This window comes from Kineobactrum sediminis (genome assembly GCF_002868715.1).
GTDB classification, from domain to species: domain Bacteria; phylum Pseudomonadota; class Gammaproteobacteria; order Pseudomonadales; family Halieaceae; genus Kineobactrum; species Kineobactrum sediminis.
Genome location: NZ_PKLZ01000001.1, coordinates 365,099 through 390,946, shown reverse-complemented (window position 1 = coordinate 390,946; position 25,848 = coordinate 365,099). Strand labels below are relative to the sequence as shown.

The window sequence follows — 25,848 nt, the reverse complement described above, 5'->3', positions numbered from 1 at the left end:
ATGCACAGGCACCGTCGTCGCCTCCTGACCATTGTTACCGAATCCGCTATCGAGTCCAGGCTTACCAAGGATCTTGATCGTTGGGGCGCCCACGGTTACACCATCACCGACGCCCGGGGCAAAGGTGCCCGTGGCATTCGTGAAGGTAACTGGGAGGGCAATCGCAATATCCGCATAGAAGTGGTGTGCGATGAAGATACCGCGCGGCATATTGCCGACCACTTGCGCGAAGACTACTACGATCATTACGCCATGATCCTTTACCACAGCGATGTTGAAATCATGCGACCGGAGAAGTTTTAACGGTGATGACAGCCGTTTACCCAGGTACGGTTGTAATTTTCCCCACGGCATGAGTTTATTGCCACTTTGGGTGCAGCTTCCCGCGCAGGGGCTGCCGCCAGCCGGAGACTCCCATGCGCACCGCCATAGCCACCACCCTTATTGACATAGAAGCCGAGCTGCGCCGCCTGTCCCTGTGGGACAAGGTGCCGCCTTCAAGCGAGGCGCTGGCATCCGTAGAGCCGTTCTGCATCGACACCCTCACCCTGCCCCAGTGGCTGCAGTTTGTCTTTTTGCCCACCCTGTACGAAATGCTGGAAACGGACGCTCCACTACCCGAGCGGTGCGCAATAGCACCCATGGCCGAAGAGTATTTCAGTGGTTCGGAGTTGGCCGTTAGCGGTCTGCTTGAGACATTGCGACGCATTGATACTCTATTGACCCGGGAGTGACGGCGCAAATGAGGCGCCGGCGTTATGGCCCGGCCGCTGTGGCCGGGCCATAAAACCGTTAACCGGGATTCAAGGTCCTGCTTACAGGCGCTCTACGACCGTGGTAATACCCTGGCCCAGGCCGATGCACATGGTAGCTACACCCAGGGTCAGGTCCCGGTCCTGCATGACGGTCAGCAATGAGCCGGTAATGCGGGTGCCGGAACAGCCGAAGGGGTGGCCCAGGGCAATGGCACCCCCGTGGACATTGACCTTGTCTTCCATGTCATCCAGCAGGTCAAGGTCCTTGAGCACCGGCAGCGCCTGTGCGGCAAAGGCCTCGTTCAACTCCACCATCTCGATATCACGGATGCCCAGGCCGAGCTTCTGCAGCGCCTTTCTGGTTGAGGGTACCGGGCCGTAGCCCATGATTGACGGGTCAACCCCCGCCAGGGCCATACCCCTGATCCGGGCAATCGGGGTCATGCCCAGTGCCTGTGCCCGCTCCGCAGACATTACCAGCATGGCGGAGGCCCCGTCCGACAGTTGCGACGAGGTACCCGCCGTTACCGTGCCTCCCTTGGGATTGAACACCGGCTTCAGGGCAGCCAGGCCCTCCAGGGTGGTTTCCGGGCGGATGGTTTCGTCACGGCTGATCAGGGCCAGGGCGCCCGCCTCGTCATGGCCCTCAATGGGGATGATTTCCCGCTCGAACTTGCCCTCAATGGTAGCCTTGTGCGCCAACTGGTGAGAGCGGTAGCCGAGCTGGTCCTGCTGTTCCCGGCCGATACCATGCATCAGCGCCAGATACTCGGCAGTCATGCCCATCATCCCGGCGGCCTTGGCCACATTCAGGCCCAGTTTGGGATTGGGATCCACCGATTCCGTCATCGGCAGGTGGCCCAAATGCTCCACGCCACCCACCAGGTAGACATCCCCCAGCCCGGCCATGATATTGGCCGCGGCCGTATGCAGAGCCGACATGGATGATCCGCACAGGCGATTAACGGTCTGGGCGGGAATGGTGAACGGCAGCTGTGCCCGCAGCACCAGGTTGCGGGCGATGTTGAAGCCCTGTTCCTCACGCTGCAATACGCAGCCCCAGATCAGGTCGTCAATTTCGTTCACGTCCAGCTTGTCGTTGCGAGCCAGCAGGCCCTTGATTACGCCGACGGAAATATCATCGGCGCGGACGTGGCGGAAGCACCCGTTCTTGGATTTACCCATGGCGCTACGGGCGAAGTCAACGATAACGGCGTCTCTTGGATTCAGACTCACGATAATTCTCCTTTGTTTACCAGGACGTTCCGGCCCTAATAGTAGGTTGCGCCAGAGGCCAGTTTGGCCCGCATGCCTTCCGTTATTTCATAGACCTTGCCCAGGTCGGCATACTTGTCCGACATGGCCGCAATGTAGTCCAGGCCCACTGTATCCATCCAGCGGAAGACGCCGCCGCGGAAAGGGGGAAAACCAAGGCCGTAGAGCAAGGCCAGGTCGGCTTCCGCGGGGGTGCCGACAATACCTTCCTCCAGGCAGCGGGCCATTTCCGTGGCCATTGGCAGCATCATGCGGGCCACAATATCTTCATCCGCGAACTCGGTACGCTCGCCGACCACCGGTTCCATCAGTTTGTAAGTCTCTTCGCTGACGGTTTTCTGTGGCTTGCCGCGCTTGTCCGGCACATAGGCATAGAAGCCCTTACCGTTTTTCTGGCCGTAACGCTGGTTTTCGAACATGACTTCCGGCGCCGACTTGAAATCCAGCTGCATCCGGTCTGGAAAGCCCTCTGCCATGACCGCACTGGCGTGGACGCCGGTATCAATGCCAACCACATCCATCAGGTAGGCGGGTCCCATAGGCCAGCCCCACCGCTCCATGACCTTGTCGACCGCCTGGAAGTCGGCGCCGTCGCGCAGCAACTTCGAAAAGCCGTCGAAGTAGGGGAACAACACCCGGTTAACCAGAAACCCGGGGCAATCCTTTACCACCACGGCTTTCTTGCCCATCTTGTTGGCATAGGCCACTGTGCGCGCTACGGCGTGGTCCGAGGTTTTTTCGCCGCGAATGACTTCCACCAGGGGCATGGCATGCACGGGGTTGAAGAAGTGCATGCCGCAGAAATTCTCCGGACGCGACAGGGCCTCGGCCAGCGAGGTGATGGAGATGGTCGAGGTATTGGAAGCAAGGATAGTGTCATCGCTGATGTGCTTTTCCGTTTCCGCCAGCACTGCGTGCTTGACCTTGGCGTTCTCCACCACCGCTTCCACCACGATATCAACGGCATCAAAACCGCTGTAGGTGAGGGTTGGATCAATACTGTTGAGTACCGCGCCCATCTCGGTGGCACTCATCCGGCCCCGGTCAACCCGTTTGGCCAATAGCTTGTTGGCCTCTTTCAGGCCGAGGTCGAGACCCTCCTGGTTAATGTCTTTCATCAGGATGGGCACGCCCTTGTAGGCGGACTGGTAGGCAATACCACCACCCATGATCCCGGCGCCCAGTACGGCAGCCCTGGCAACCTTGCGGTCCGCTTTCTTTTCCCAGTCCCGGGCTTTCTTGCCCAGCAGCTGGTCCGCCAGGAACACCCCTACCAGGGCCGCAGCCACCGGTGTGGTAGCCAGTTCAGCAAAACCCTGGGCCTCCACCTGCAACGCTTCTTCAAGACCCATGCCGCGCGCCTGTTCGATCACATCAACCGCTTTCACCGGCGCCGGGTAGTTTCTTCCTGCCTGCTGCTGCACCATCGACTTCATGGTGAAGAAGGCCATGGTGGCCTCGGTATCATTCAGCGGCAGGGGGCTGCTCTTCGCCTGGCGTCGGGCACTGTAGTCCAGCGTACCGGCAACGGCATTGTTCAACGTCGCCAGCGCCACCGCGCGCAGCTGTTCAGGCTCTGCAACGGCATCTACCGCACCCACTTTCATTGCTTTGTCGGCGCGCTGCTCCTGGGCAGTAGCAATCCAGGTGGCGGCTTCATCCACCCCGATAATCCGGGGCAGGCGCACTGTGCCCCCCCATCCCGGTAAAATGCCCAGTTTGGTTTCCGGCAAGCCGACTTTGGCTGCGGTGCTCATTACCCGGAAGTCACAGGCCAGGCACAGCTCGAAGCCGCCCCCCAGGGCAAAGCCGTTGATGGCGACGCAACTGGGAAAGGGCAGGTTTTGCAGACGATTCAGGTTGGCGTTATTGGCGCTGGTAAAGCCCTTGATCTCGTCTGCACCGGCGTCAAAAAGGCCGGTGAATTCGGTGATGTCAGCGCCGACGATGAAGACCGGTTTGCCGCTGGTGACCAGCAGGCCTTTTATGCCTGTTTCTCCCTCCAGCTTGTCCAGTGCGGCGGCGAGGCTGCTGACCGTGGCCTGGTCGAATTTGTTGACGGATTCGCCTTTCAGGTTGAAATTTAGCTCAGCGATGTCGCCGTCAAGGCGGTCAATAGTAAGCGCGTCACTTTGGTAGATCATGTCGCTGTCCTGTGTCAGTGGATCGGGAGGTACCGTTTGGTGCTGCCTGGAACAGTATAGCCGGGCGCGTAGTGTAACGGCGGAACGGGTCGGCGTGAACCGCCTTGAAAGCGCCTCTGCTGATTGCCCCGGGCCCCTAAAGGGGCCACACCACAAGCAACAGGGGCACACTTATGCCCACCACGAGCAATTCCAGGGGCAGGCCGAGACGCCAGTAATCACCAAAACGGAAGCCGCCGGGCCCCAGAATGAGGGTGTTGTTCTGGTGGCCGATTGGCGTGAGGAAAGCGCAGGAGGCCCCTATGGCAACCGCCATCAGGAACGAGTCGGGATTGACCCCGAGGGCGGCGGCAGTACCCAGCGCAATGGGGCACATAACCGCGGCGGTGGCCGCGTTGTTCATCAGGTCCGAAAGAAACATGGTGACCACCAGGATCAAGGTCAGTACCACCACCGCATGGCCCTGGGCGACGGTGGTGAGCAGAAAATGTGCGATCAGGTCGGCGGTACCGGTACTTGCCATGGTGCCCGCCACCGGTATCAGGGCGGCCAGCAAGACAATTACCGGCCAGTCGATGGCTTCGTACACGGTGCGCGGCGGTACTGTGCGCGTCACCATTGATGCCAGTACCCCGAACGCGAACGAAATCGCCGCCGGCAACAGCCCGAAAGCCGCGCCTCCGACCGCCAGCGCCATGATCACACTCGCCATCAGCGCCTTGCGCGGATTCGGAATGCGCAGCTCTCTTTCCGCCAGTGGTACGCAGCCTGAGTCAGTGGCAAATTCCGCGATTGCGGGTGTGGGGCCCTGCATCAGCAAAAGGTCTCCCGGGCGAATTTTCAGGGTGCGTAGCCGGCTTCTGGTGCGTCGGCCTTCCCGGGAAATGGCCAGCAGGTTAAGTCCGTAGCGGCTGCGCAGCTGAATATCACTGGCGGAACTCCCGGCGATCAGGGCGGCTGGCAGTACCACCAGCTCTACCAGTACGATTTCCTCGTCACCACTGGGCTCCTCTTCTTTGTCGTCGTCCTGTACGGAGTCCGGCTCAGCGGAATCCTGTGCCGTATTTCTCTGTGCCTGGATCGTTTCGGGCGTCTCGGGCTGTGCAGATTCCTCATCCGCTTCAGAGGAGGTGGGCTTAACCGATTCCTCCAGTTTCAGCCCCAGCCGCGACAATACATCCACCAGGGCATCAACCTCAGCCTCAATGACCAGAATGTCACCTTCGCGCACCCTGCGTGTGGGGTGGGGCGCAGTAAGCCTGACCTCGTTGCGTACCAGGCCCACAACCTGTGCGCCGGCCTCATCAAGCTCGGATTCCACGGCGCGCAGGGTCATACCCGCTGCCTTGCTGCGTGCGGATACCCGCGCCTCGGTCAGGTAGGCGCCCGTTTCAAAATCCGAAGGGCCCTGTTGTTTGCGCGCCGGGACCAGGCGCCAGCCAACCAGTACCACGAACAATACCCCGACAACCGCCACCGAAAGTCCCACCGGGGCGAAGTCGAACATGGCAAAACCGCTGCCCCCGGTTGCCTCCGCGCGATAACCAGCGACAATCAGGTTCGGCGGGGTACCTATCATGGTAGTCATGCCGCCGAGAATGGTACCGAATGCAAGAGGCATCAATATACGCCCGGGCGGCAGCTCAAAGCGCTTTGACATCTGCATGGCAACCGGCATGAGTAGTGCCATTGCGCCCACATTATTCATGAACCCCGACAGTGCGGCCCCAAGGCCCACCAGTGCGGTCAGGCTCAGCACCATGCCACCCTTTGCGGGTAATACGTACCGGGCGAGAACATCCACCGCGCCGGAGCTCTGCAAACCCCGGCTCAGTACCAGGACGCAGGCGACAGTGATAACCGCCGGGTGGCCAAAGCCGGCAAAGGCATTGGCGGGATCGATAAGCCCGCCAAGCACACAGGCCAGCAGGGCACCAAGGGCAACCATATCGTGGCGCCACCGTCCCCAGAAAAACATCATTACTGTGGCGAGAAGGATCCCGAGTATAAGGATCTGCTCGGTCGTCATCAGCGCGGTGCCGTGTCGGTGAGACTCAGGCAGGAATCGGGGTCGGCGGCTGCTGTTACAGTTTGTCGGCGTGTTATGTCTGCTGCTGTACTGCCCAGGGTGGCGGCAATGGCCGGCGGTAAATTCGCTGTTGTCGCCAGGGCGGGGGCGATGATGGCCTGCGCTGCATGCGGGCACCCGGCATGCAGCAGCAAATCGGCAAAGTTATTGCGCGCGGCAAGGTGCGCCGGGTTGTGTTCCAGCAGCCGATTATACAGGTGAGCCGCCGAGGGCAATGCGTCTGCCTGGCGGCGTGCATTAGCGGTACCGAAGACAATGTCGGGGTGGTCGGGCCAGCGCGCCAGCGCTCCTTCCCAGGCCTGCAGGGTAGTGTCGGGCGCAAGCAAGGGTTCATTTCTGGCGATCTCTATCGCCGCACTGTCGGCACTGATGCTGGCCGGCAGTTGGCCGGGTGGTAAAATGGCCATGGCCCAGTAGGCGCCCCTTCGCCAGCTGGCCATAAAGCGGGTGTAGGACTCCCACCGACGCTCTTGCGTGCCGGAGCGCAGCAGTACCCGCTGTCGTTGCGGATCGTAGCCGACAACCACCGCATAGTGCCACTGAGGCAGGGCGCTGATAGCAAGGTTCTGTAAGACCAGCACCGGATGACCCGCAGCCAGTTCGGTGAACAGGGCCTGGGGCGTTGCTGTCAGGATAAACGGTAGACGTTGCGCCCGTCGGCTTGCCGCCACCAGCTCCAGTTGCAGGCTACCTTCGCGGCCAGGCAGGTAAACCTGCCGGTTGAGTTCATCGGTGGTGATGGTCACGCCGCTCCAGGAGAGCACGGTAGCCAGTGCGGCGGGGCCGCACTGGTAGTCTTCCTGGGCAAAAAAGGGTACTGCGGACAGCTCTGTCGCCGGTATGTCAGGCGCAGGCGGCAATGTGGCAGTACACCCCGCCAGCAGGGCGAGGGCTAGCCAGAGAAATGGTCTCAGACGACTGCTACAGACCGGAGAACACGTTGGTAACGTCAAGAAGTTCCAGGACAATCAATACCACCAACACCACACCAAGAACACCGAGTATACCGCCGGCAGGCAGTTCGTCCATGTGTTGGGCCAGCATGGTGAGTTCCGCCGGGGACAACGCCGCCGCTCTTGCCATGGCATCTGCCGGGCTGACGCCCAATGTCACCAGTTGTTGCTGTACTACGTCGCGTGCGAACAGTGACTCAACTTTCGCCAGCTGCTGTTGGCGTTCGGTCTGGACAAAGTGATCGCTGTTGCTGATAACGGCGGCATGGGCAGTACCCACGGTGCTGACAATGGTAAAGACCAGGACTTGCAGGAAAATCAAAACTCGCGAAGTAAACATGGAATACTCTCTTTAATTATCGGATGTTTGGCAGAAACTACAGGCGCTTCCTGCCACTTGGACAAAAAGCTGACCAGTCCGCGATAGGGCTAACAGGAGTCTACAGGCGAAGTCATTGCTTGGGAAGCGAGTAGCCCGTGGGAATACGGCATTTATGCTGTATTCCCAGGGCGGTACCGAAGCGACCGGAGTTAGTGGAGTATCCGATTGCCGCGCATTTCTGCTTGCAGTTCATCCTGTTTGCCGGCCGCGAGCGCATCCTGCTGCTGAACGTGGGTGCGCAGGCGCCCGACAACACTGTTCATGACATCGATGGTCTGGCTGATCTGGTCCAGGGCCATGAGTACCGTTTCGGTATCTTTGGCGTCTTTTTCATGATTATCCATAGTAGTGCCTCCTGGTACTCCCTCGGGTGCTCGCCCCAACCGCAGCGTAGCGGCGAGGATTGTTATGATTTAATCCCAGTTCAGCGCGCCCCCGGTCTGGTACTCGATAACGCGTGTCTCGAAGAAGTTCTTTTCCTTGCGCAGATCCATGATTTCAGACATCCAGGGGAAAGGGTTCTGGACCCCGGGGAACTGCTCCGGCAGGCCAAGCTGCGACAGGCGGCGATTGGCAATAAACTGCAGATATTCTTCCATCATTGATGCGTTCATCCCGAGCACTCCGCGCGGCATCGTGTCTCGTGCGTATTCGATTTCAAGCTGGGTGCCCTCCAGAATCATCAGGATCGCTTCCTGCTGGAATTTGTCGGTCCAGAGGTGGGGGTTTTCCAGTTTGATCTGGTTGATGACATCAATGCCAAAATTGAGGTGCATGGACTCGTCTCGCAGAATGTACTGGAACTGCTCGGCGACCCCGGTCATTTTGTTGCGGCGGCCCATGGACAAAATCTGGGTAAAGCCGCAGTAGAAGAAGATACCTTCGGTGACAGCGTAGAAAGCGATCAGGTTGCGCAGCAGGATCTGGTCGTTGACGGTGGTGCCGGTGTTGAAGGTGGGGTCTGAAATCTCATGAGTCTGGCTCATGCTCCAGGCGGCTTTTTTGGCGACCGAGGGCACTTCCCGGTACATGTTGAACACAGCGCCCTCGTCCATACCCAGGGATTCAATGCAATACTGGTAAGCATGGGTGTGAATGGCTTCTTCGAAGGCCTGGCGCAGCAGGTACTGGCGGCATTCCGGGTTGGTGATCAAGCGGTAGATGGCCAGTACCAGATTGTTGGCTACCAGGGAGTCGGCCGTGGAAAAATAGCCGAGACTGCGCATGATGATTCGGCGCTCGTCGTCGGACAGGCCTTCCGGATTTTTCCAGGTAGCGACATCCGCGGTCATGTTGATTTCCTGGGGCATCCAGTGATTGGCGCACCCGTCCAGGTACTTCTGCCAGGCCCAGTCATACTTGAAGGGCACCAGCTGGTTGAGGTCGGCACGGCAATTGATCATTGCCTTTTCATCCACCGAAACCCGTGCGGCGCCCATCTCCAGTTCTTCGATGCCCGCGGCAATGTCCAGTGCCGCCAGAGCCCTGGCCGCTGCGGCGATGTTCTCCGCGGTTTCCGCTTCAACCGGCGCGTGTGCTGCCATGGCGGCGGCGGGTGCAGGCTCTGCCGCGACGGCAGGTGCGGCTGCAACAGGTTTCTCGACCGGCGGCGGGGCGGTGCTGGCGGTATCGTCGTTGTGGTAATCATCCCAACTTAACATGATGTCTTGTCCCTTTACTTGCTGTGGTCCTGATGCTGATCGGTGTGGTGTGGCGTTCCGCCTACTGGCAGGCCTCACAGTCCGGGTCATCCAGAGAGCAGGCCGCGGGCACCGGCGCGGGGCCTGCCGGCTGTTGCCCTCCCGAGGACACCTTGTTCAGGTTACCGGTACTGATGGTTGATTTCTCCGTGCCGGTGGCAGCCAGTGAACGCAGGTAATAAGTGGTTTTAAGCCCACTGTACCAGGCCATCCGGTACGTAATGTCCAGCTTCTTGCCGCTGGCGTTATTGATGTACAGGTTCAGTGACTGGGCCTGGTCTATCCATTTCTGGCGCCTGCTGGCCGCTTCCACCAGCCAGCGCGGCTCTACCTCAAAGGCGGTGGCGTAGATGGCCTTGAGGTCCTGCGGCACCCGATCGATTGCCTGCACACTGCCATCGTAGTACTTGAGGTCATTGACCATTACCCCGTCCCAAAGGCCGCGGTCCTTGAGGTCGTTGACCAGATAGGGGTTAACAACGGTGAACTCGCCGGACAGGTTCGACTTGACGTACAGGTTCTGGTAGGTCGGCTCAATGGACTGGGACACACCGGTGATGTTGGCAATGGTCGCGGTGGGTGCAATGGCCATGATATTCGAGTTGCGCATGCCCCGGGTTTTCACCAGCGCGCGCAGACCCGGCCAGTCCAGCGTTTCGCTCTTGTCTACCTGGATATAATCGGCACCGCGTTGTTGTATCAGGATATCCAGGGAATCGATGGGGAAAATGCCCTGGCTCCACAGTGACCCTTCGTAGCTGGAATAGCTGCCGCGCTCCGCGGCCAGTGCACTGGAGGCATCGATGGCGTAGTAGCTGATGGCTTCCATTGAACGATCGGCAAAGGCGACCGCCTGGTCGGAGCTGTAGGCGATGTGCTGCTTGTACAGTGCATCCTGGAAGCCCATCAGGCCCAGGCCTACTGGCCGATGACGGAAATTGGAGCGCTCCGCCTGGGGCACCGAGTAGTAATTGATGTCGATAACGTTGTCGAGCATGCGCACCGCAGTGCGGACCGTCTTTTGCAGTTTGTCGAGGTTGAGGCCGTTTTCGTCGACGTGCTGGGGCAGGTTGATGGAGCCCAGGTTGCACACTGCGATTTCATCGGCACTGGTGTTGAGGGTGATTTCGGTGCACAGGTTGGACGAGTGCACCACACCCACATGCTGCTGCGGAGAACGCAGGTTGCAGGGGTCCTTGAAGGTCATCCATGGATGGCCGGTCTCGAACAGCATTGCCAGCATCTTGCGCCAGAGGTTCTGTGCCCGAACGGTTTTGTGCACCTTCAACTCGCCGCAGCGGGCCTTTTCTTCGTAAAAGGCATAGCGCTCTTCAAAGGCACTGCCGTAGAGGTCGTGCAGATCGGGTACGTCATTGGGCGAGAACAGCGTCCATTCACCGTCGTCAAACACCCGCTTCATGAACAGGTCGGGGACCCAGTTGGCGGTATTCATGTCATGGGTGCGACGGCGATCATCGCCCGTGTTCTTGCGCAACTCGACAAATTCCTCGATATCCATGTGCCAGGTTTCGAGGTAGGCGCATACGGCGCCCTTGCGCTTGCCACCCTGGTTTACGGCGACCGCGGTATCGTTTACGACCTTGAGGAAGGGCACCACCCCCTGGGATTTGCCATTAGTGCCCTTGATATAGGCACCCAGGGCACGTACCGGGGTCCAGTCGTTGCCAAGGCCACCGGCGAACTTGGACAGCATGGCGTTGTCCTGGATGGCACCGTAAATACCGTAAAGGTCATCCGGCACCGTGGTCAGGTAGCAGGAGGACAACTGCGGACGTAGCGTGCCCGCGTTGAACAGGGTTGGGGTGGAACTCATGTAATCAAAGGACGACAGCAGCTCATAAAACTCAATGGCGCGTGCATTGCGATCATCTTCCTGGTTCGCCAGGCCCATCGCCACGCGCATGAAAAACAGCTGGGGCAGTTCAATGCGGACATCATTGCTGTGGATAAAGTAGCGATCGTACAGGGTTTGCAGCCCGAGATAAGTGAACTGCAGGTCGCGGTCGGGCAGCAGTGCCTGGCCCAGCCGGTCCATATCATAGGCGCGCAGGGCCGGGTCCAGCAATTCGAGTTCAATGCCGCGCTCGATGTAGGCGGGCAGGGCGCGCGCGTAGAGTTCGGTCATGTCTGCCTGGGTGGCCAGGTGGGCGATCCCGAGGAACCCCAGTGCTTCTGCCCGCAGGTTATCGCATAACAGGCGTGCAGCGACGTAGGTATAATTGGGCTCTTTTTCGATCATGGTACGGGCGGTGATCACCAGCGAGGTGCTGAGTTCGGCCGCCGTAACGCCGTCGTACAGATTGCGCAGTGCCTCGTCGAGAATCTGGCTGGCACTGACATCGGAGAGGTTGGCGCAGGCTTCGGTAACAATGGTGTGCAGACGCTCCAGGTCCAACAGTGCCCGGCTGCCATCGGGCTGGACGACGGTGATCTGTCCGGCCGCTTCCTGGGTGGCGGGGGATAACGCCTTTCTGGCGGCCCGCTTGCGGGCCTGCTCCTCACGGTAAATGACATAGTCGCGGGCAATTTTGTGCTCACCGGCGCGCATCAGGGACAGCTCTACCTGGTCCTGGATGTCCTCGATATGAAGGGTGCCGCCCGAGGGCATGCGGCGGCGGAAAGTGTTCGCGACCTGGTCGGTCAGTTTGGCCACGGTTTCATGAATGCGACTTGAGGCAGCGGCAGTACCGCCCTCCACAGCCAGGAAGGCCTTGGTGATGGCGACCGAGATATTGCTTTCCTCGAAGGGCACAACGGTACCGTTACGTTTGATGACGCGCAGCTTGCCGGGCGCGGTGGCGGCAATGTTGCCGCTGACCGGGTAATCTTCCGCATGTGACCCAGTGACTGCTGCGCCACTGACGGGCTGGGTAGTGTCTGCTTGCATGTGTGCTCCGTTGAAGTAGCGCTGATGGGCTTATTGTTGTGGGAAACCCCATATATGGGGGTGCCAACCGCTGTTGGGCACAAGATAATGCGATGAGAGGGGCATTGCAAGGGCGAAAGGCTGGGTTTATGTTGTGGATAACTTGTGCGTAGAGTGTCAGGTCTGCAGGCACTTACCCTGCAGCCCGCAGCTAGCCTAACTCGTTGGTAAAAGGCCGTCGGCAAAGACCGGATCAGGTCTCTATCGATTTATTTCTCATAAAAAGAGGGCCCTATATAGGGTCTGGTTATTAAGACTTGGCGCGCTCTTCAAGCGCGCTGGTTCAGCAGCAGAAACTCCATCAGTGCCTTCTGGGCGTGCAGGCGATTCTCGGCCTCATCCCAGATGATGCTATCGGCTGCATCCATCAACCCGGCGCTGATTTCCTCACCGCGATGAGCCGGCAGGCAGTGCATGTACAGCGAATTCTCTGCGGTGTGTCGCATCAGCTCGGCATTCACCTGGTAAGGCGCAAACTGGCGTGCCCGGGTTTTCTGCTCCGCTTCCTGGCCCATGGAGGCCCAGACGTCCGTTACCACCAGGTCGACGCCGCGAACACCCGCTATCGGGTCGTGGGTCAGTGTCACCCTGTCGCGATTGGCTTCCAGCAATGCCGTCCCGGGCTCGAACCCCGGGGGGCAGGCAATGCGCAGCTTAAAATCAAACTGACGGGCGGCATTGATATAGGACTGGCACATGTTGTTGCCATCACCTACCCAGCAGGCGGTTTTCCCCGCCATGGGGCCGCGGTGCTCCTGCCAGGTCTGCATATCCGCCAGTAGCTGGCACGGGTGATAGTCATCGGTGAGGGCATTGATCACCGGCACCGAGGAGTACTCGGCAAAGCGCTCCACAATATCGTGGCCGAAGGTGCGAATCATGACGATATCGACCATGGAGGAGATTACCCTGGCGCTGTCCTCAATGGGTTCACCGCGTCCAAGCTGGGTGTCCTGGGGAGACAGGAACATGGCGTGACCGCCCAGCTGGGCCATGCCGGCCTCAAATGAGACCCGGGTGCGGGTTGACGACTTGGCGAAAATCATCCCCAGCACTTTGCCGGGGAATTCGCGCTGATCCTGTCCGGCGCGATGCGCCTTTTTCATCTCGCTGGCGCGGGCAAGCAGGGCCTGCAGTTCAGCGGGAGTAAAATCCAGTAGGGTCAAAAAGTGCCGGGGTGAGGCCATGTTCGGTTCCTGCCAAGCGGTAATCGGGGGTGTCAGTCGAATTCCCGGATCAGGGTGATAAGGCCTGAGGCCAGTTCATCGAGTTCCGGGTCACTGATGGTCAGCGGCGGCAGCAGGCGAATCGTATTGGCCGCGGTGACATTGATCAGCAGGCCCGCCTGCAGGGCTTTGGCGACCAGTTCGCCGCAGTCGCGTCGCAACTGGATGCCGATCATCAGGCCGCGCCCGCGGATTTCCACCAGCCCGGGGTGGCCGGCCAGTCCTTCCTCAAGTTGTTGGCGCAGATAGGCGCCCGCCGCCGTGGCGCGGGGCGCAAGCTGTTCGCCGGTAATGGTATTAACGACTGCCAGGCCCGCGGCACAGGCCAGTGGGTTGCCGCCATAGGTTGAGCCGTGGTGGCCGGCGGTAAATACCTCGGCGGCCGGGCCGCGGGCGAGACACGCGCCAATGGGTACGCCGTTCGCGAGACCTTTGGCTGTGGTGATGATGTCCGGTGTCAACTCCATACCCTGGCAGGCAAAATAATGACCGCTGCGACCGTTGCCACACTGCACCTCGTCAAGCATCAGTAGCCACTGGTGCTGGTCACACAGGGCCCGCAGACCGTGCATGAATGCGGGGTCTGCAACGCGGATGCCGCCTTCACCCTGGATCGGCTCTACCAGCACCGCGACCACATCGGGATTGTTGCGAGCTATTTGCTGCACCGCGGCCAGGTCGTTGAAGGGCGCGCGAATGAAGCCGCTGACCAGTGGTTCAAATCCCGCCTGGATCTTGCGGTTACCGGTGGCGCTCAGGGTCGCCAGGGTGCGTCCGTGGAAGGCGCCTTCAAACACAATAATGGCGGGCTTTTTACGGCCTCGCTGATGCCCGTACAGGCGAGCAAGCTTGATCGCGGCCTCGTTGGCCTCGGCGCCGGAGTTGCCGAAAAATACCCGGTCCATTCCGGCTACCCGGGTCAGTGCTTCAGCCAGCGCATCCTGGGTGGCGATATGGTAGAGATTGGAAGTGTGGAGCAGGCGCCCGGCCTGCTCCTGGATGGCAGCGGTAACCGTCGGATGGGCGTGGCCGAGATTGGTTACGCTGATGCCCGATAGTGCATCCAGATAGCGCCGCCCCGCGGTGTCGTACAAATAAGTGCCCTCCCCGTGACTGAAAGTCACGGGCAACCTGGCATAGGTTTGCATCAATGCCGACACGGTCACGCTCCCTGTAAAACGCAAAAAGGCAGCGGTAGCTGCCTGATAAGGGGTGAATAATAGCGGTATCGGGGGTGCTTGGCAATGACTCTCCCCAGACATCGGCCGTGTCTATGGCAGCTTGTCGCGGGCCAGTGCCAAACCTGCGTTTTACACAGAAATCAGTTAAACTTACAGGTTCATTTACGGTCTCACCACCATCGACAATACAGGCTGGAAACACAATGGACACTATCGAGACGATCAAAGAGCAAATTGCGGGCAACGACATCCTCTTGTACATGAAGGGTTCGCCCAACCAGCCACAGTGTGGCTTCTCCGCGCAGACGGTGCAGGCGCTCATGGCCTGTGGCGAGCGCTTTGCCTATGTGGATATTCTGAGTAACCCGGATATCAGGGCAAGCCTTCCCAAATACGCCAATTGGCCGACCTTTCCCCAGCTGTGGGTCAAGGGTGAGTTGATCGGTGGCTGCGATATCATTATGGAAATGGCGGAAAGCGGTGAACTGCAAACCCTGGTGAAGGAAGCGGCGGCGACCCAAAGCGCGAGTTAATGCAGGTTGCCGTTGAGAGTATCAGCGGGATTCGTACATTATGAAGTCTTTCCCTGGTTGGCCAGCAATTGCTGCAGGCGGTGTTCCACCACTGGCAAGCGGTCATTGCCGAAATACAGGTCATCGTCATTGATGAACAGGGTCGGTGAACCATAGCCGCCCCTGGCAACCAGTTCGTCGGTGTTTTCGCGCAGGCGGGCTTTGAAGGCGGGGTCGCCAGTTGCCGCCACCAGGGCAGTGGCGTCGAGGCCAAGGTCAGTGGCAAGGGCGGCCAGTACGGTGGGGTCTGAAATATCCCGGTTATCTCCCCAGTAGGCGGTAAACACGGCCTTGGACCAGGCCACCAGCTTGCCTTGCTCCGCGGCGTAGAGGGCACCGCGCATGGCGTATGCGGAATTGACGGGGAACACGTCCGGGTGGTTGATCCGCAGGCCGCAGAGGTCCGCCCAGTCCTTCAGGTCTTTCTGGTAGTGGGCCAGGCGCCGGGGATTTGCGAACATTTTTTCCCGCGCGGCATACAATTCACGATTAACGGCATTGAATACGCCGCCCACCAGGATGGGTCGCCAGATAATGGGCACCTGCAGCCGGCTGGCAAGGGGCACTATTCTGGAGAAGGCGAGATAGGTCCAGGGGCTGGAGCAATCGTAAAAGAATTCGAGTTTGGGTGTGATGCTCATGAAGCCTCCGTTCTTTTTGCGTTGCAGCTTAGCACATGCGCCCCGGGCTTCAGGTATAATCCCGCGTTGCGAGAACGTCAGGCAGGTTGAATGAGTATTGAGCAGTACATGCGGGGTGTGGGCCAGGGTGCCCGGATCGCAGCGCGGCAAGTGGCGGCATCGTCGACTGCCCAGCGCAATGCTGCCCTGTTGGCGGTGGCAGCGGCCCTGGACGAATCCCGCGCGCAGCTTGCCGCCGCGAACGCGGATGATCTTGCCCGCGGTCGTGAGAGCGGCCTGGACCCGGCCTTGCTGGACCGGCTGGAGCTTACCCCCGTGCGAATCGACGCCATGCTCGAGGGCTTGCGCCAGGTGGCGGCGTTACCCGACCCCGTCGGTAGCATCAGTGACGTTAATACCATGCCCAGTGGCATCCGGGTCGGGCACATGCGAGTGCCTTTGGGTGTTATAGGCATCATCTATGAATCGCGCCCGAATGTAACGGTCGAGGCTGCGAGCCTGTGTTTGAAATCCGGTAATGCGACTATCCTCCGCGGCGGCTCCGAGGCGCTGGCCTCCAATTGCGCCATAGCCTCCTGCATTTCCCGGGGCCTGGAGGCCTCGGGCCTGCCGGCTACGGCGGTCCAGGTGGTCGACACCGCCGACCGGGAGGCGGTCGGCGCACTGATTACCATGGCCGAGTTTGTTGATGTCATCGTTCCCCGGGGCGGCAAAAGCCTCATTGAGCGAGTCAGCCGCGAAGCCAGGGTGCCGGTGATCAAGCATCTCGATGGTGTCTGTCATGTTTATATCGATGCGGGTGCCGATCACCGGATGGCACTGGAAATCGCCATCAATGCCAAGACCCATCGCTATGGCACCTGTAATACGATGGAGACCCTGCTGGTGGCCGCAGCTGAAACGGCGCTGTTGCCCGAGCTGGCGACTGCGCTGCGTGCCGCCGGCGTTGAACTGCGCGGCTGCGAGCGCTGTCGCACGGTTGTGCCGGATATGCTTCCGGCGGTGGAGCAGGACTGGTTTGAAGAATATCTCGCGCCGGTGCTCGCGGTGCGCGTCGTCGAGGGCCTCGACGAGGCCATGGACCATATCAACCACTACGGCTCCCGACACACTGACAGTATTGTCACCCGGGATCATGCCAATGCGATGCGTTTCCTGCGAGAGGTGGATTCAAGCTCCGTCATGATCAACGCCTCGACCCGCTTTGCCGATGGTTTCGAGTATGGACTGGGCGCGGAGATCGGTATCTCCACAGACAAGCTGCATGCCCGCGGCCCGGTTGGGCTGGAGGGGCTGACATCACGTAAATACGTGGTTTTCGGCGAGGGGCAGGTCCGCCGTTGACCGTCACTACCCCGACAGACCGGCCGATTGCCATATTTGGTGGTACCTTCAACCCGATTCATCATGGCCATTTGCGTTCCGCGATCGAGCTGGTTGAGCTGCTCGGGCTTGAGCGCCTGCACCTGATGCCCAGCGCACTGCCGCCGCACCGGGAGGCGCCTGGCTGCCCGGCCGAACGCAGGGCCGATATGGTGGCGCTGGCAGTCGCCGGCGAATCCCACCTGGTGTGTGATCGTCGGGAGCTGGCCCGCAGCGGCCCCTCGTGGAGTATCGACAGCCTGGTGGAGCTGCGCGCCGAATATGGCGCCGCTCGCAGCTTGTGCCTGGTGATGGGCTGCGATGCGGTGCTCGGGCTGGAAAGTTGGCACCGCTGGCAGGAATTGCTGGATTTCGCACATATCGTTGTCATTGCCCGCCCGGGATGGCAGTTTCCCGAAAGTGGTACTATCGCCGACTGGCAGCGGCAACATCGGCTGGCGGACGCCGCCAGCCTGGGCCAGGCGCCAGCGGGAGGTGTTTTGCTGCTGGAATTGCGGCAGCTCGCCATTTCCTCAACCGAGATACGCGATCTACGCCGGGCGGGCCGCTCGTCCCGTTACCTGCTGCCTGATCCCGTGCTCGATTATATTGAAAAATTTCAGCTCTATACCGATGCTGATCATTAACCCCAAGACCCGGAGAGATTAAACCTGGATGGAAGCTGACGCTCTGAAACAACTGGTCATCGATGCTCTTGATGATCTCAAGGCGGTAGACACCGTCACCCTGGACGTCACCGAGTTGACTGACGTCATGGATTACCTGGTTATTACCAGTGGCACCTCCAGCCGACACGTAAAATCGCTGGCGAACAATGTCTGCATGGAAGCGAAGAAGCAGGGCATGCGGCCATTGGGCGTTGAGGGCGATGATACCGGCGAGTGGGTGCTGGTGGATTTTGGCGATATCGTGGTTCACGTGATGCTACCGGAAACCCGGGCTTTTTATGATCTGGAGCGGCTTTGGGTTGATGTTCGCCCGGAGGCCTGATGCGACTGACGGTCATCACTGTAGGTGGCAAAATGCCCGGCTGGGTAAAAGAGGGCGTGGCGGAATACGGCAAGCGCCTGCCCAGGGATCTGCGGCTGGAGTGGCGCGAATTATCATTGGCTCGCCGTGGTAGCGACAGCAAACCGGAACAGCTGCGCGCCCGGGAAGGAGAGCAGATAATCAGGGCGGTGCCCTCGGGTGACCGGGTGGTTGCCCTGGACGTGCAAGGCGATAGCTGGAGCACTCCGCAGCTGGCACGTGAACTGACGGCCTGGCAGATGTCCGGGGCGAATGTCAGTCTGCTGATCGGTGGTCCGGATGGACTTTCCCCGGAATGCCTTGCCCTGGCAGAGCGCCGCTGGTCTCTGAGTGCACTCACCTTGCCGCACCCTCTGGTGCGGATTCTTCTTGCCGAGCAGCTCTACAGGGCTTGGACAATCACGGTCAACCACCCGTATCATCGCGCCTAGGCGTTACGGGCAGTTACCAATCGGGCACAGCTCAACATGGCACAGCATATTCCTTTCAGAGACCCCGGCCAGGCAATCGGGATCTATGGCGCCCGCACCCTGGTCGCGGTGCTTATCGTGCTGTCCCTGCTGGCCATCATCCTGCTGCGCTACTACGACCTGCAGATTAATGACTATGAAACCTATCGCACCCAGTCGGAACGCAACCGGGTTCAGCTACAGCCGCTGCCGCCCAAACGCGGCCTGATCTACGACCGCAACGGTGTATTACTGGCAGATAATCGCCCCAGCCACATTCTGTCCATCGTGCGCGAACGGGTAACTGACCTGGAGGGAACCCTGGCGGAGCTGCAGGCACTGGTGCCGATCTCTGGAGCGGATCTGGAAAATTTCCAACAGAAGCTGCAGCGGCGCAGGCCCTACGAACCGGTACCCTTGCGATTTCGCCTCACCGAGGAAGAAAGAGCACTGCTGGCGGTGAACCGGCATCGACTGCCTGGTGTCACAGTAGATGCGCAGCTGGTCCGTCACTATCCGCACGGGGAACTGTTTGCGCACGCCATTGGCTATGTTGGCCGCATCAATGAGCAGGAGTCACAACAGCTGGACGAGCGTAATTACCGGGGTACCTTCCATGTAGGGAAAGTTGGCGTGGAGAACTTCTACGAAAACATGCTGCATGGCGAAGTGGGCTACCAGAACGTGGAAACCAACGCCCACGGTCGTGTACTGCGGGTGCTGGAGCGCCACGACCCGGTTCCCGGGGCCGATGTTACCCTGCATCTGGATTTTGACCTGCAGAAGACTGCGTTTGAGGCACTGGGTGAACAGCGCGGTGCCGTCGTGGCGATCGACCCCAAAACCGGTGGTGTGCTGGCGCTGGTGTCGACGCCGGGCTTTGATGCGAACCTCTTTGCCAATGGGATTAGCGGCGCAGACTACAGCCTGCTGCGGGATTCACCGGATATGCCGCTGTTTAACCGCGCGGTACAGGGGCAGTATCCACCGGGATCCACCATCAAACCGATGATGGCGATGGCGGGCCTGGGTTCCGGCCTGGTAACGACGGAGACCACGGTGCCGGACCCGGGCTGGTACCGTTTGCCGGGTAATTCCCGGCGCTACCGCGACTGGATCCTGAAAATCCGTGGCACCGGGCATGCCCCGCACGTGGCGCTGGAGATGGCGATAGCGGAATCCTGCGATACCTATTTTTACGACCTGGCCCGCCGTCTCACCATCGACGGCATGCACGAGTATTTACAGCATTATGGCCTTGGTGAGCGCACCGGCCTGGATACCACCAACGAGCGCCCGGGTGTACTGCCATCGACCGATTGGAAGCGCGATGCCATGGGCCAGCCCTGGTACCCCGGCGAAACCCTGAGTGCCGGTATCGGCCAGGGTTACATGTTGGCGACCCCCATGCAGCTGGCCGTCGCCACTGCGGTGTTGGCAACCCGGGGAGAACAGAGAGTACCGCGCCTGCTGCGGTCGATCGCGGGTGAGGCGCAGTCGCCACCATTGGTGACCACCATGGCTGCCAACGACGAGCACTGGACCGCGGTTCACCAGGCCATGCGTGCCGTAGTGCATAGTCCCAGGGGTACCGCCCGCAAAATCGGCCAGGGTATGCCTTATGAAATCGCCAGCAAAACCGGCACTTCGCAGGTTATCGGTATCGCCCAGAATGCGGTGTATATTGAGGAAGAGGTGGCGGAGCGGCACCGTAATCACGGCCTGTTTATCGCGTTTGCACCTTACGAAGCACCTGTTATTGCGGTAGCGGTGATCATTGAAAACGGCGGTGGTGCCTCGGCGGCATCGCCGGTCGCCCGCAAGGTGCTTGATTCCTGGTTGCTGCGGAGCCCTGCCGATGGGTGATTATGTCCGCCAGCTTCCAGAGGCCAGTGCCGACCTCGCCCGGCGCCCCAGCCTGGCACTGCGGCTACACATTGACGTACCGCTGTTATTGCTGCTGCTGATGCTGACCTGTTTCGGGCTGATCGTTCTGTACAGCGCATCCGGAACGCAGCTGGGCGCGGTGGTGCGCCAGGGACAATATTTCGTGGTGGGTTATGTGGCCATGATCGTGGCGGCACAGATAGATTTACAGCGCTATCAACGCTGGGCGCCGTGGTTTTACCTGCTGGGCGTTGGTTTGTTGCTGGCGGTAATGTTTGTCGGCGTCGGCGCCAAGGGCGCCCAGCGCTGGCTTGATATTGGCGGCTTTCGTTTCCAGCCCTCGGAGATCCTGAAGCTGGTCATGCCGCTGGCAGTGGCATGGTACCTGGCCTCGAGAGCGCTTCCGCCACGATTCAGTTCGGTGGCTGCCTGCCTGGCGCTTATTGCTTTACCCTCGGCACTGATCCTGTCGCAGCCGGACCTGGGTACCGCCCTGTTGATCGCGGCCAGTGGTCTTTTCGTGGTGTTCATGGCCGGCCTGAGCTGGCGCTACATCGGCGGTGTAGTGGTGGCCGTCTTTTTATCCGCATGGCCGGCATGGATATATGTGCTCAAGGACTACCAGAAGCAGCGTATCCTGACCCTGCTCAATCCGGAAAGTGACAAGCTGGGTGCCGGCTGGAACATCATCCAGTCGAAAACCGCCATTGGCTCCGGCGGCTGGGAGGGCAAGGGCTGGCTCAATGGTACCCAGTCGCAACTGGATTTCCTGCCGGAGAGCCATACTGATTTTATTATCGCGGTGCTGGCGGAAGAATTCGGCCTCCGGGGTGTGCTGGCGCTGATGGGTATTTATCTGCTGATCATCCTGCGGGGTTTCTGGATCGGCTTCACCGCCAGTACGATCTTTGGCCGCATGGTTGCCGGTAGCCTCACGCTGACTTTTTTCGTGTATGTCTTTGTTAATATGGGCATGGTTGCGGGACTGCTGCCTGTGGTCGGTGTGCCCCTGCCATTGGTCAGTGCAGGTGGCACTTCGGTGGTAACATTAATGGCCGGGTTTGGTTTGCTGATGGCAGCAAGTACCGAACAACGCGGCTTGCTGCACTAGGCCGGAGGCTGCAAACGCATGAGTAATTCACATGGGAACCCTAAGGGAGCGCCGTTAAAGTGGAGTCTGGCGTTACTGGGCTTATGGTCTGCGCTGGCGACGGGTTCGGTGAGCTATGGTGATCATCCCGCTGCGCTTGCGCTGGTTGAGCAGCTGGTTGAGGAAGAAACGACGGAGCCGGGCTTTGACCGTGATTATCTGCTGGAGATCATGGCCTCAGCGCAGCGCCAGGACCGTATTCTTGAGGCCATTGCGCGTCCCGCGGAAAAGGTCAAGCCCTGGCACGAATACCGGCAGATATTCCTGACGGAGCAGCGTGAGCGCGAAGGGCTTCAGTTCTATGCGGCGCACCGCGCCACCCTGGAACGCGCGGAAACCGAGATGGGCGTTCCCGCTGCCGTTATTGCTGCCATCATGGGTGTGGAAACCTATTACGGACGCATTACCGGTAATTACCGGGTGATTGACGCCCTTGCCACGCTGGCCTTTGATTACCCCCGCCGCTCCGGCTTTTTTACCCGGGAACTGAAGAGCTATCTGCTGCTTACCCGCGAGCAGGGCCTTGATCCCCTGAGCCTGAACGGTTCCTACGCCGGCGCCATGGGTTACGGCCAATTCATGCCCAGCAGCTATCGAAGTTATGCGGTGGATTTTGATGATGACGGTGTCATTGATATATGGCGGAACCCGGTGGATGCTATTGGTAGTGTGGCTAACTATCTCAGGCGCCACGGCTGGCGATCCGGCGAGGGTGTTGCAGTTGCCGCACAACACGGTAGCGACGTAGCAGGCGCGGCAAGTCCGAAAGTGCCGGACCCTGGGATCCCGGACCCCGGGGTGCCGGACCCCGGAGTGCCGGAACACTGGTTTAACGCCGGACTTGTGCCGGAGAGGACGGTGGAGGAGTTTACCCGGGCCGGGTTGCAGCCCTTGAGGCCCCTTGACCCGGGTGCAAAGGTAACGGCCATGCGTTTTGAAGGCGCCGACGGTGACGAACACTGGCTCGGGCTGCATAATTTTTATGTGATAACGCGCTATAACCACAGCGCCATGTATGCCATGAGCGTACATCAATTGAGCCAGCGTCTGGCAGAGGGAGTAATGCAGGGAGTAACGCGGGGAATAGTGCAGGGAGCAGGGCAATGAACCTCACGGCGCGATTGTGCCTGGTGGGTTTTGCCCTGGTCATCGCAGGTTGTGCCGCCCGGGGGCCGACGCCGGCGTCTTCCCCGGGGGAGCGCGGCGCCGTGAGCGATGGCGCGCCGCGGGTTGTTATCAGCCCTGAACAGGTAAAGGATGCGGTGCCAAGGCCGGACCCGATCCTCAGTCTCGGCAATCTGAGCCCTTACACCGTGCTGGGTAAAACCTACCAAATCATGCCGAACCTCGACAATTACCGGGAGCGCGGCATCGCCTCCTGGTACGGCACAAAATTTGACGGCAGGAAGACGTCCAACGGCGAAATATTCGACCTTTACGGTGCCACCGCGGCGCACAAGACCCTGCCCATTCCCTGCTATGTGCGGGTGACAAACCTTAACAACAACCGCAGTATTGTGGTTCGGGTTAATGACAGGGGTCCATTCCACAGCGACCGGCTGATTGATTTGTCCTACGGCGCCGCTACCAAGCTGGGTTTTGTGGACCAGGGCACCGCTCCGGTTGAGGTCGAGTTGATTAACCTGGCCGGGATTGATGACCGCCGGGGTACTCCCCTGGGCAGCTATCGGTATGTGCAGCTCGGCGCCTTTGGTTCCGAGACAGCCGCCCAACGGTTACGGGAGGAGCTGACCACCGTATTGACATTACCAGTGGCGGTCAGCCCGGTCGACACAGGCAATGGATTACTCTATCGGGTGCGTATTGGTCCCATGGAGAGCAGTGAGGAAATAATGCTGGTCCAGCAACAACTGGAGGCGAGCGGTTACAGTGGCGCCCAGTTATTGCCGTGATAGCAACGGCGCGCTGGCAATGGCCAGTTGACACACGACTATTTTTTACTTTTACAGGTTTTCTGTTCTTATGAAACGTTTTGTATTTTTTAGCCTATTCATCACCATGACCTCAGTGGCTTCCGCCCAGGTCGCAACAGTCAAGGCCGCCGACATAGTGCCGGCACCACCGCAGGTTGCGGCCGAGGCTTATCTGCTGATTGATGCGGATACCGGCAGTGTTCTGGTTGAACACAAGGCCGATGAACCAATGCCCCCAGCCAGTCTGACCAAGATGATGACCGCCTATGTAATGGCCAGTGAAATCGAGTCCGGCCGGGCGAGTGCTGACGATATGGTTACTGTCAGCCGCAACGCATGGTCACAGAATCCGGTATTTGCCGGTTCCTCTCTGATGTGGATAGAGCCGGGCAAGGACGTATCGCTGCACGATCTCGAACGGGGCATCATTATCTCTTCCGGCAACGATGCTACCGTGGCAGTGGCGGAGTATCTGGCGGGAAACGAAGAGGCCTTTGCCGATATGATGAACGGCCATGCCCAGGCACTGGGGATGACCAACTCCGTGTTCGTGAATTCCCATGGCCTGCCCGCGGCGGGCCAGGTAGTTACTGCGCGAGACCTGGCGACCCTGGCTGCGGCCATGATCGAGAACTTCCCGGAACACTATGCGCTCTATAGTGAACGTGAATTTACCTACAATGATATTCGCCAGTACAACCGCAATAGCCTGCTCAGGGAAGACGCCTCGGTTGACGGTATCAAGACCGGTTATACCCGGGAGTCCGGTTACGGGTTGGTGGCCTCCGCGGAGCGGGATGGGATGCGTCTCATCTCCGTGGTCCTGGGTACCCGCAGTGCCACCGCCCGCAAGAATGAAACCCGCAGCCTGCTCAATTACGGTTACCGCTTCTTCGAAACCGTAGACCTGTTTGACACCGCACAAGTGCTTGCCGAGCCGCGAGTGTGGAAAGGATTGCAGCAGACGGTGACACTGGGTGTGCGTGACGCGGCGCGGGTAACCCTGCCTCGTGGGCAACGCGAGCAGTTGCAGACGGAGCTGGTGCTGCCGGATACATTTGTTGCCCCGATTGCCCTTGGCGATGAGCTGGGTTCGGTGCGCCTGACCCTTGGCGATGAGCTCGTGTTTGAGGCCCCGGTGGTCGCTCTTGAACCGGTTGAGCGGGCAGGCTTTTTTGCCCGCATCTGGGACAGCATCAAAATGTGGGTCAGCGCCCTGTTCAGTGTTTAACCGGAGTTGTCCAATGAGTGAACAGGAGCCCCCGAAAATCGAATTTCCCTGTGACTACCCGGTCAAGGTATTGGGAAACCGTTGCCAGGAATTCCGGCCGGTGATTCTCGAGGTTTTCGAGCGCCATGCGCCGGGCTTTGATCCCGGCACCATTACCACCAGGGACAGCCGTAAAGGAACCTTTGTCGCCATGACGGTCATTATTACCGCCACCGGCCCGGTCCAGCTCAAGGCCCTGCACGAGGACCTCATCGCTACCGGTCTGGTAAAAATGGTGATCTGACCCTATGGCAGATCTTGCCTTTAGAGTGCTGGGCGAAGTGGATTACCTGGCGACCTTCGAGGCCATGAAAAAATTCACCGACGCTCGCTCCTCCGATACCACGGATGAACTCTGGCTATTGCAGCATCCCCCGGTATATACCCAGGGCCAGGCGGGCAAGACCGAGCACCTGTTGGCACCGGGAAGTATTCCGGTTATCCAGGCGGACCGGGGGGGCCAGGTCACCTATCATGGCCCCGGACAGTGGGTTCTCTACCTGCTGGTCGATTTGCGTCGGCGCCAGTTGGGGGTTCGGGCCCTGGTAACCTTGATTGAGCAGAGCCTGGTGCAGTTATTGGCGGAATACGGTATCGAGGCAGCTCCGCGAGCCGATGCGCCCGGGGTATACGTCGCCGGTTCAAAAATCGCGGCGCTGGGGCTGCGGGTACGCCGTGGCTGCAGTTATCACGGCCTGGCGCTGAATGTGAATCCTGACCTGGAACCTTTCCGCCGCATTAACCCCTGCGGTCACGCCGGTCTTGAAGTTACTTCAATGGCGGCCTGTTTGCCCGATACGCCATTGGATATGACAGTTATCGGTGAGCGGCTACTGGCTATTGTCGGGGAAAATCTACCACCGGTTAGCGCGTAGCGCCCG

General features: G+C 59.9%; 25 protein-coding genes. 14 read left to right on the top strand and 11 right to left on the bottom strand.

Annotation, left to right across the window (positions count from 1 at the left end):
* Together CWI75_RS01735 and CWI75_RS01730 are read left to right on the top strand one after the other, a co-directional pair.
* The gene (locus tag CWI75_RS01735) at positions 1 to 303 is read left to right on the top strand and encodes a P-II family nitrogen regulator (protein ID WP_101519733.1); all 303 of its coding nucleotides are present in this window, start codon (positions 1 to 3) and stop codon (positions 301 to 303) included.
* Positions 304 to 416: 113 nt separating this feature from the next.
* Entirely contained in the window at positions 417 to 734 is a 318-nt protein-coding gene (locus CWI75_RS01730) for a YqcC family protein (RefSeq protein ID WP_101519732.1), read from the top strand.
* An 81-nt stretch (positions 735 to 815) separates the two neighbouring features.
* Here CWI75_RS01730 and fadA read toward each other — a convergent pair whose 3' ends face one another.
* The 10 genes from fadA to CWI75_RS01680 all read right to left on the bottom strand — a co-directional run bounded on the left by fadA (position 816) and on the right by CWI75_RS01680 (position 14,631).
* A complete protein-coding gene (gene fadA / locus CWI75_RS01725) occupies positions 816 to 1,991 on the bottom strand; it encodes an acetyl-CoA C-acyltransferase FadA (RefSeq protein WP_101519731.1) in 1,176 nt (391 codons plus the stop codon).
* Positions 1,992 to 2,026: 35 nt separating this feature from the next.
* Positions 2,027 to 4,174, bottom strand: a complete 2,148-nt coding sequence (gene fadB, locus CWI75_RS01720; RefSeq protein ID WP_101519730.1) for a fatty acid oxidation complex subunit alpha FadB — start codon at positions 4,172 to 4,174, stop codon at positions 2,027 to 2,029.
* A gap of 136 nt (positions 4,175 to 4,310) precedes the next feature.
* On the bottom strand, positions 4,311 to 6,203 hold the full coding sequence (locus CWI75_RS01715) for an SLC13 family permease (protein WP_101519729.1): 1,893 nt from the start codon (positions 6,201 to 6,203) through the stop codon (positions 4,311 to 4,313).
* Complete coding sequence (locus CWI75_RS01710) at positions 6,203 to 7,123, bottom strand: PA2778 family cysteine peptidase (protein WP_162299964.1); 921 nt, start codon at positions 7,121 to 7,123, stop codon at positions 6,203 to 6,205. The genes CWI75_RS01715 and CWI75_RS01710 overlap by 1 nt, the downstream gene beginning before the upstream one ends.
* A 61-nt stretch (positions 7,124 to 7,184) precedes the next feature.
* The gene (locus tag CWI75_RS01705; RefSeq protein WP_101519727.1) at positions 7,185 to 7,556 is read right to left on the bottom strand and encodes a PA2779 family protein; all 372 of its coding nucleotides are present in this window, start codon (positions 7,554 to 7,556) and stop codon (positions 7,185 to 7,187) included.
* A gap of 191 nt (positions 7,557 to 7,747) precedes the next feature.
* A complete protein-coding gene (locus CWI75_RS01700) occupies positions 7,748 to 7,942 on the bottom strand; it encodes a hypothetical protein (protein ID WP_101519726.1) in 195 nt (64 codons plus the stop codon).
* Between the two features lie 69 nt (positions 7,943 to 8,011).
* The gene (locus CWI75_RS01695; RefSeq protein ID WP_101519725.1) at positions 8,012 to 9,259 is read right to left on the bottom strand and encodes a ribonucleotide-diphosphate reductase subunit beta; all 1,248 of its coding nucleotides are present in this window, start codon (positions 9,257 to 9,259) and stop codon (positions 8,012 to 8,014) included.
* Between the two features lie 61 nt (positions 9,260 to 9,320).
* Positions 9,321 to 12,206: a ribonucleoside-diphosphate reductase subunit alpha gene (locus CWI75_RS01690; RefSeq protein ID WP_101519724.1), complete on the bottom strand. Its 2,886-nt coding sequence runs from the start codon at positions 12,204 to 12,206 to the stop codon at positions 9,321 to 9,323.
* A gap of 308 nt (positions 12,207 to 12,514) precedes the next feature.
* Positions 12,515 to 13,432, bottom strand: a complete 918-nt coding sequence (gene argF / locus CWI75_RS01685) for an ornithine carbamoyltransferase (protein ID WP_101519723.1) — start codon at positions 13,430 to 13,432, stop codon at positions 12,515 to 12,517.
* Between the two features lie 32 nt (positions 13,433 to 13,464).
* The gene (locus CWI75_RS01680; RefSeq protein WP_241521036.1) at positions 13,465 to 14,631 is read right to left on the bottom strand and encodes an aspartate aminotransferase family protein; all 1,167 of its coding nucleotides are present in this window, start codon (positions 14,629 to 14,631) and stop codon (positions 13,465 to 13,467) included.
* A gap of 224 nt (positions 14,632 to 14,855) precedes the next feature.
* Here CWI75_RS01680 and grxD point away from each other — a divergent pair, with 224 nt between their 5' ends.
* On the top strand, positions 14,856 to 15,185 hold the full coding sequence (gene grxD / locus CWI75_RS01675; RefSeq protein ID WP_101519722.1) for a Grx4 family monothiol glutaredoxin: 330 nt from the start codon (positions 14,856 to 14,858) through the stop codon (positions 15,183 to 15,185).
* Between the two features lie 38 nt (positions 15,186 to 15,223).
* Here grxD and CWI75_RS01670 read toward each other — a convergent pair whose 3' ends face one another.
* A complete protein-coding gene (locus CWI75_RS01670) occupies positions 15,224 to 15,865 on the bottom strand; it encodes a 2-hydroxychromene-2-carboxylate isomerase (protein WP_101519721.1) in 642 nt (213 codons plus the stop codon).
* Positions 15,866 to 15,955: 90 nt separating this feature from the next.
* Between CWI75_RS01670 and CWI75_RS01665 the strand changes: the two genes are divergently transcribed.
* The 11 genes from CWI75_RS01665 to lipB all read left to right on the top strand — a co-directional run bounded on the left by CWI75_RS01665 (position 15,956) and on the right by lipB (position 25,842).
* A complete protein-coding gene (locus CWI75_RS01665) occupies positions 15,956 to 17,209 on the top strand; it encodes a glutamate-5-semialdehyde dehydrogenase (RefSeq protein WP_101519720.1) in 1,254 nt (417 codons plus the stop codon).
* Positions 17,206 to 17,874: a nicotinate-nucleotide adenylyltransferase gene (gene nadD, locus CWI75_RS01660; RefSeq protein WP_101519719.1), complete on the top strand. Its 669-nt coding sequence runs from the start codon at positions 17,206 to 17,208 to the stop codon at positions 17,872 to 17,874. Before CWI75_RS01665 ends, nadD begins: the two co-directional genes overlap by 4 nt.
* Before the next feature lie 28 nt (positions 17,875 to 17,902).
* Positions 17,903 to 18,238, top strand: a complete 336-nt coding sequence (gene rsfS / locus CWI75_RS01655) for a ribosome silencing factor (RefSeq protein ID WP_101519718.1) — start codon at positions 17,903 to 17,905, stop codon at positions 18,236 to 18,238.
* Positions 18,238 to 18,708, top strand: a complete 471-nt coding sequence (gene rlmH, locus CWI75_RS01650; RefSeq protein WP_101519717.1) for a 23S rRNA (pseudouridine(1915)-N(3))-methyltransferase RlmH — start codon at positions 18,238 to 18,240, stop codon at positions 18,706 to 18,708. The genes rsfS and rlmH overlap by 1 nt, the downstream gene beginning before the upstream one ends.
* A gap of 36 nt (positions 18,709 to 18,744) precedes the next feature.
* A complete protein-coding gene (gene mrdA, locus CWI75_RS01645) occupies positions 18,745 to 20,592 on the top strand; it encodes a penicillin-binding protein 2 (RefSeq protein ID WP_101519716.1) in 1,848 nt (615 codons plus the stop codon).
* Positions 20,585 to 21,724, top strand: a complete 1,140-nt coding sequence (gene rodA / locus CWI75_RS01640; protein ID WP_101519715.1) for a rod shape-determining protein RodA — start codon at positions 20,585 to 20,587, stop codon at positions 21,722 to 21,724. Before mrdA ends, rodA begins: the two co-directional genes overlap by 8 nt.
* Before the next feature lie 18 nt (positions 21,725 to 21,742).
* The gene (gene mltB, locus CWI75_RS01635) at positions 21,743 to 22,870 is read left to right on the top strand and encodes a lytic murein transglycosylase B (protein WP_101519714.1); all 1,128 of its coding nucleotides are present in this window, start codon (positions 21,743 to 21,745) and stop codon (positions 22,868 to 22,870) included.
* A complete protein-coding gene (locus CWI75_RS01630) occupies positions 22,867 to 23,676 on the top strand; it encodes a septal ring lytic transglycosylase RlpA family protein (RefSeq protein WP_101519713.1) in 810 nt (269 codons plus the stop codon). Before mltB ends, CWI75_RS01630 begins: the two co-directional genes overlap by 4 nt.
* 70 nt (positions 23,677 to 23,746) lie before the next feature.
* Positions 23,747 to 24,928 carry a D-alanyl-D-alanine carboxypeptidase family protein gene (locus CWI75_RS01625; RefSeq protein ID WP_101519712.1) on the top strand — a complete coding sequence of 394 codons (1,182 nt, stop codon included), beginning with the start codon at positions 23,747 to 23,749 and terminating at the stop codon, positions 24,926 to 24,928.
* A 13-nt stretch (positions 24,929 to 24,941) separates the two neighbouring features.
* A complete protein-coding gene (locus tag CWI75_RS01620; protein ID WP_101519711.1) occupies positions 24,942 to 25,211 on the top strand; it encodes a YbeD family protein in 270 nt (89 codons plus the stop codon).
* Positions 25,212 to 25,215: 4 nt separating this feature from the next.
* Entirely contained in the window at positions 25,216 to 25,842 is a 627-nt protein-coding gene (gene lipB, locus CWI75_RS01615; RefSeq protein WP_101519710.1) for a lipoyl(octanoyl) transferase LipB, read from the top strand.
* Positions 25,843 to 25,848 lie beyond the last annotated feature (6 nt).